General features: G+C 71.3%; 4 protein-coding genes. 2 read left to right on the forward strand and 2 right to left on the reverse strand.

Annotated features, from left to right (window positions below; all coding sequences use genetic code 11):
• Positions 1-215: 215 nt before the first annotated feature.
• Complete coding sequence (locus tag ACWGI6_RS19365; RefSeq protein WP_453268637.1) at positions 216-2,267, reverse strand: APC family permease; 2,052 nt, start codon at positions 2,265-2,267, stop codon at positions 216-218.
• A 420-nt stretch (positions 2,268-2,687) separates the two neighbouring features.
• Positions 2,688-4,685: an NAD-binding protein gene (locus tag ACWGI6_RS19370; RefSeq protein ID WP_453268641.1), complete on the reverse strand. Its 1,998-nt coding sequence runs from the start codon at positions 4,683-4,685 to the stop codon at positions 2,688-2,690.
• A 329-nt stretch (positions 4,686-5,014) separates the two neighbouring features.
• Here ACWGI6_RS19370 and ACWGI6_RS19375 point away from each other — a divergent pair, with 329 nt between their 5' ends.
• Together ACWGI6_RS19375 and ACWGI6_RS19380 are read left to right on the forward strand one after the other, a co-directional pair.
• Positions 5,015-5,683, forward strand: coding sequence for a potassium channel family protein (locus tag ACWGI6_RS19375; RefSeq protein WP_393903603.1), 669 nt, complete (start codon positions 5,015-5,017; stop codon positions 5,681-5,683).
• On the forward strand, positions 5,680-6,351 hold the full coding sequence (locus ACWGI6_RS19380; RefSeq protein ID WP_393903602.1) for a potassium channel family protein: 672 nt from the start codon (positions 5,680-5,682) through the stop codon (positions 6,349-6,351). Before ACWGI6_RS19375 ends, ACWGI6_RS19380 begins: the two co-directional genes overlap by 4 nt.
• The last annotated feature ends 97 nt before the right edge of the window (positions 6,352-6,448 follow it).

The raw sequence follows: 6,448 nt of genomic DNA on the forward strand, positions 1-6,448 counted from the left end.
CGGGAGGGCTCCTGAGGTGGGTGGTGCGGGGGTGGTACGGCGGGACGCCGACCGTCAAGTCTACGTCCCACCGTGTCATGCCCCGGCCCCGTGCCGTGACGGGGCCGGGGCTGCGGCTCGCGCCTCGTCGGGGCATGTGGTGGCACCCGTAACTCGACGTGGTGTCCGTCCTGCCGCCCGTGCCTCCCCCGGTGTCCCGCCGAGCGGTGGCGCCGCTACTTCTTGGTGGCGGCCTTTTCCTTCTTCGGCTGGGCGACCGGGCCACGGCGGACCGCACCCGGAGCGTTCCACTCCGCGCGCTTGCGGGCGCGCAGCTTGGCGGCCTCGGAGGAGTCCAGCTGCCAGGGCACGGAGGTGACCATGACGCCGGGGGTGAAGAGGAGGCGGCCCTTGAGGCGCAGGGCGCTCTGGTTGTGGAGGAGGTGTTCGTACCAGTGGCCGACGACGTACTCCGGGATGTATACGGAGACGGCGTCGCGCGGGCTCTCCCGGCGCAGCGACTTGACGTAGTCGATGATCGGCCGGGTGATCTCGCGGTACGGGGAGGCCAGGACCTTCAGCGGCACCTCGATGCCGCGGCGCTCCCACTCCTCCCGCAGGGCCTTGGTGTCGGCCTGGTCCACGTCCACGCTGACCGCTTCGAGGCTGTCGGAGCGCATCAGTTTGGCGTAGTTCAGGGCCCGCAGAGTGGGCTTGTGCACCTTGGAGACCAGGACGAGGGAATGCACCCGGGAGGGGCGGACCACATCGTCGTCGGGGGTGTCCTCGGCGGCGATCTCGTCGGCGACCCGGTCGTAGTGGCGGCGGATCGCGGACATCGTCACAAAGAAGATGACCATGCCGAGCAGCGCCACCCACGCGCCGTGGGTGAACTTCGTCAGGAGGACGACGACGAGGACGAGGCCGGTGAAGAAGGCGCCGAAGGCGTTGATGGCGCGGGAGCGGTGCATCCGGCGGCGCTTGGCCGGGTCGGTCTCGGTGAGCAGATGGCGGTTCCAGTGGCGGACCATGCCGGTCTGGCTGAGCGTGAACGAGACGAAGACGCCGACGATGTAGAGCTGGATGAGGCGGGTGGAGTCCGCGCCGTAGAGGTAGACGAGGATCGCGGCGGCGCCGGCCAGCAGGACGATGCCGTTGGAGAACGCCAGGCGGTCACCGCGGGTGTGCAGCTGGCGCGGCAGGTAGCGGTCCTGGGCGAGGATCGAGCCGAGCAGCGGGAAGCCGTTGTAGGCGGTGTTGGCGGCGAGGAACAGCACCAGTGCGGTGGCGGCGGCCAGGATGATGAAGAGGAAGGAGCCGTTGCCGAAGACGGCGGAGGCTACCTGCGAGATGACCGGGTCCTGGGTGTAGCCGGCGCCGAGCGGCTTGCCGTGCTCGAACAGGTCCTTGGCGGGGACCTCCGCCATCCTGACGTGGGTGGCCATGGCCAGGCCGATGATGCCGCAGAACATGGTGACGGCCAGGCCGCCCATGAGGGCCAGGGTGGTGGCGGCGTTCTTGGACTTCGGCTTGCGGAAGGCCGGGACGCCGTTGGAGATCGCCTCGACGCCGGTGAGCGCGGCACAGCCGGAGGAGAAGGCCCGCAGCAGGAGGAAGACCAGGGCGAAGCCGGCCAGCCCGCCCTGTTCGGCGTGGATGGTGAAGTCGGCGGTGGGGGCCTTCATCGTGTCGCCCATGACGACGCCGCGGATCACGCCCCAGATGATCATGATGAAGACGCCGGCCACGAAGACATAGGTCGGGATCGCGAAGAGCTTGCCCGATTCCCTGACGCCGCGCAGGTTCATCAGCGTCAGCAGCACGATGATGGCGATCGCGCACAGGGCCTTGTGCTCGACGACGAACGGGATCGCGGAGCCCAGGTTCTCCACGCCGGAGGAGATGGAGACCGCGACGGTCAGCACATAGTCGACGAGCAGTGCGCTGGCGACGGTGAGACCGGCCTTGGGACCGAGGTTGGTGTTGGCGACCTCGTAGTCACCGCCACCGCTCGGGTAGGCGTGCACGTTCTGCCGGTACGACGCGACGACGGTGAACATCAGCACCACGACCGCGACCGCGATCCAGGGGCTGAAGTTGTACGCAGACACACCCGCGACGGACAGGACGAGCAGCACCTCGCCCGGCGCATACGCCACGGAGGAGAGCGGGTCGGAGGCGAAGACAGGGAGTGCGATGCGCTTGGGAAGCAGGGTCTCCCCGAGCTTGTCGCTGCGCAGTGCGCGCCCGATCAAGATCCGTTTGGGCACGTCGGTCAGTTTGGACACGCAGAGGATGCTAAGCCTTCGTCAAGGTCTGCGCCCACCCGCTACCGGATCGGGTGGCTTCGACGGGGAGCACAGCGCGGCGAACCGGGCGCGTCTGCCCTGCTGAGGGGCCCAGTACAGCCCGTCGCCTCCACAGGATCCGCACGTCGCGCGCACGTCACGGCTCCGACAGGCCGACTCCGTGGCGTTCGTCACGTGGATGACCCGGCCCGTCACGGAGATGACCCGATCCGTCACGGGAACGGCGACGTCCGTCACGAAATGACGCTGCCCGTCACGCAGCGCGAGGTCAGATTCGCCGTGAAGAGGGGTAAGGGGTCATGGCGTGGTCATGGGTGGGCGGTCATGGGTGGGCAGTCATGGGTGGGCGGTCCATGCGTGGTCATGCGGAGGGGCCCGGAAGGCCGCTGCCTGCCGCAGTCACGCCTGCCGGGCGGCTCCGGCCCCGGTGCCGGCGGCTTCGGTGCCGGCCGCTCCGGTGCTCGCGGCCCGTGGGCGCCGGGCGTGGAGATCGCCCAGTCCCTGCCGGGTGGCGACCAGCAGCACCCGGTCCTGCGGCCGCAGGACGTAGCCGTCACCGAGCTCGTGCACCAGATGTGCCGGCTCGCGCTCCGCGTCCGGCGGTGGCGCGGCTGCCGCGCCGTCCGTCTCCGGGTCGTCGGGCGCGGAGGTGTCGACCGCCAGCACCCGTAGCCGGCCCGGCCGGAGCACCTCGGCGACCGTACGGCCCTCAAGCGCCACATGGCCGCGTGCCTCGACCCGGGCGACCAGCAGCACTTGGCGCTCGACCGGAATGGCCCCGAGGATCTGGCGGCCCATCATCGCGCCGGCGAAAGCGGGCGCGGCGAGGTAGGTGACGCTCCGGCTGCGGGTCAGCGCCCGCGGATGCGCGGCACGCAGGGTGCGGTAGACGGCGGTGGCGAACCGGTCGTCGAACAGCCGCAGTGTCACCCGCAGCCGCGGCTTGACCGAGCGGGCGTAGAGGGCGGCCTCCAGGTTGGTGGTGTCCTCGCTGGTCAGGGCGAGCAGTGTGGCCGCGCGCTCGATCATCGCGGCTTCCAGGACACCTTCCTGTGTGACGTCGCCCAGTACGGTCGGCACCCGCAGCCGGCGGGCCAGCGCGATCCCCCGCGCCTCCGGGTCCCCTTCGATGCACACCACGGGGATGCCCATCTCGTGCAGCCGTGCCAGCACCCGGGTGCCGACCTTGCCGAGGCCGAGCAGCACCACATGCCCCGACAGACCGCGTGGCGGGCGGCGCAGCGCCGAGGCGCTGCGGAAGGTGCCGAGCCCCTCGAACGCCGCCGCGACCAGCACCGGCAGCAGCAACAGCCCGGTCAGCCCCGACAGCAGCTGCAGCACCTTGCGGGGTGTCGGATCGTGGATCGCCGGGTCGTTGATCGCGAAGAGGTCCAGCAGCGAGAGATAGGCGGCGTGCAGCGGATCCTCGCCGGTGGTCAGGGAGCCGGCGACGGCCAGCGCCAGCACCGCGCCGACGACCGCGGCCAGGGACCAGCGCAGCCGCCGGGAGAAGAGCGAGGCGAGCGGCGCGCCCCGGCCGCGCAGTCCACGGGGGCGCACCGGCCGCCCCGTGTAGGAGACGGTCTCCAGGACGACGGTTCCGCAGCCGACGGCGCCCGCGGCCGCGGCGTCGTCCGGCAGCAGCACGGGACCCTCGTCGCCGGCCGCCGAACTCGGTGCGTGCTCGGGGTCGTTGGCGGAGGCGGAGAGCAGCGCCAGGGTGCACAGCCCCGGATCGCCGGGCCGGCCCGGTGGCACCGGCGCACGCTCCACGGCCCGCAGCAGCAGCCCGTCCGCCTCGATGACCTTGCTGGTACCGGCGACCGCGGTGGCCGCCAGCGCGGGGGCCACGGTGTCGGCATCGGAGAGCACGGTCGTGGAGGCATCGGCGGCCTCCGCGTCCCCGCCGTCCTCGGAGCCCGGTGCGGCGACCGCCGCCGCCTGGTCGAGCAACTCCTCCAGATACTGGCCGAGTTTGCGGTTGTAGAGCCGGATGACCAGCCGCAGCCGGGGGTTGAGCCGGCGGGCTCGCAGTGCGGCATGGATATTGAGCTCATCGTCGTCGTAGACCAGCGCCAGGGCGCCCGCCTCGACGATGCCCGCCTCGATCAGCGCCGTATCGTCCGGCTGCGACGCCTCCAGGAGCCGGACGGTCTCCTCCGGCGGTTCCGCGCCGTCATCGAGGCCCTCGGACGGCAGCGGTGTCGTACGCGTCATCGCCGCCGACATCCGGCCCAGCAGCGCGGTGGCCCGGCCGAGCGCACGAGCCGGCGACGGGATGCGGGGGCGGTGCGGCTCCCGGGCGGAGGGGACGACGAGCGTCACCCGTTCGCCGTAGACGTCCCGGAGCTCGGCGGCGAGCCGATGCGCCAGCGCATCGTCGCCGCAGACCACCATGTGCGGGGTGCAGGAGCCCTGTTGGGGCTGGAGAGGCAGGTTGGGCACACCTCTTAGCGTGCCTTACGGGTGCCGCGCGGCGCAGCCCGGCGCGAGATGCCGTCGCGCGGACGGCGCGGATCCGCATCCGACCACGGCCCACCGCGCCCCCTACCGGGAGCGTCATTACGGCTACGGTTGTACCGGACCACGGTGCGCCCAGCGCCTCCGCTGACGCGCCCGGTCCTGTCGCGAGCCGTGGCTTCGTGTCGCCGGTACTGGGAGAAGAAAGTAGTGAGCAGGGTGTTTGTGCAGGTCAGCGCGCTAGTACAGGGCACGGGGTAATCAGCATGCACATCGTCATCATGGGGTGCGGGCGCGTGGGCTCCGCGCTTGCGCAGACCCTGGAGAGCCAGGGTCACACCATCGCCGTGGTGGACCAGGACCCGACGGCGTTCCGTCGCCTGGGGTCGTCCTTCGGCGGCCGCCGGGTGACCGGCGTCGGTTTCGACCAGGACACCCTCCGCGAGGCCGGCATCGAGGAGGCAGGCGCGTTCGCGGCCGTCTCCAGCGGTGACAACTCCAACATCATCGCCGCCCGGGTGGCCCGTGAGATGTTCGGTGTCGAGAATGTCGCGGCCCGTATCTACGACCCGCGCCGCGCCGAGGTCTACCAGCGCCTCGGCATCCCGACCGTCGCCACCGTCCGCTGGACGGCCGACCAGATGCTGCGCCGGCTGCTGCCGTCGGGCGCCGAACCGCTGTGGCGGGACCCGAGCGGCGGCGTTCAGCTCGCCGAGGTACACACCGCCCCCTCCTGGGTCGGACACAAGATCAGCACCCTCCAGGAGGAGACCGGCGTCCGCGTCGCCTTCCTCACCCGGCTGGGCGAAGCGATGCTGCCGACCTCGCAGACGGTGCTGCAGGAAGGCGATCTGGTGCATGTGATGATGCGCACCGACGAGGTCGAGAAGGTCGAAGCGGCATTCGCCACGGGTCCTGAAGGGGCGGACGCATGAGGGTCGCGATTGCGGGCGCCGGCGCGGTGGGCCGTTCCATCGCCGGCGAGCTGCTGGAGAACGGGCACGAGATCCTGCTGATCGACAAGGCGCCGACCGCCATCTCGGTCGAGCGGGTGCCGCTGGCGGAGTGGCTGCTGGCCGACGCCTGCGAGATCACCTCGCTCGACGAGGCGGCGCTGCAGCGCTGCAACGTCGTCATCGCGGCGACCGGCGACGACAAGGTCAACCTCGTCGTCTCGCTGCTCGCCAAGACGGAGTACGGCGTGCCGCGGGTCGTCGCCCGGGTCAACAACCCCAAGAACGAGTGGCTGTTCAACGAGTCCTGGGGCGTCGATGTCGCGGTCTCCACGCCGCGTCTGATGTCGGCCCTGGTCGAGGAGGCGGTGAGCGTCGGTGACCTGGTACGGCTGCTGCGCTTCAGCCACGGCGACGCCAACCTTGTCGAGCTGACGCTGCCCCCGGAGGCCGCGCTGGCCGGCACCCGGGTCGGCGATGTGGAGTGGCCCGAGGACACCTCCCTGGTGACGATCATCCGCGGTACCCGGGTGCTCACGCCCAACAAGGAAGACGCGCTGGAGGCCGGCGACGAGCTGCTGTTCGTCGCGGCCCAGTCGCGCGAGGAGCAGTTGGAGGACCTGCTGTCGGTGCGGCGCGAGGAGGCGTAGCGCCGGGCCGCGGCAGCACCCGGCGGCCGTCCGCCGCCGGGGTCGCACCACCGGCCGTACGCAACGCCGGGGGCCCGGGAACCAAGCGGTTCCCGGG

The sequence above is a fragment of the Streptomyces sp. NPDC054786 genome (genome assembly GCF_053611685.1).

Excerpts from the sequence above, each read along its gene's own strand:
- ACWGI6_RS19370 (WP_453268641.1), bottom strand. The coding sequence starts at position 4,685 with ATGGTGGTCTGCGGCGACGATGCGCTGGCGCATCGGCTCGCCGCCGAG.
- ACWGI6_RS19375 (WP_393903603.1), top strand. The coding sequence starts at position 5,015 with ATGCACATCGTCATCATGGGGTGCGGGCGCGTGGGCTCCGCGCTTGCG.
- ACWGI6_RS19380 (WP_393903602.1), top strand. The coding sequence starts at position 5,680 with ATGAGGGTCGCGATTGCGGGCGCCGGCGCGGTGGGCCGTTCCATCGCC.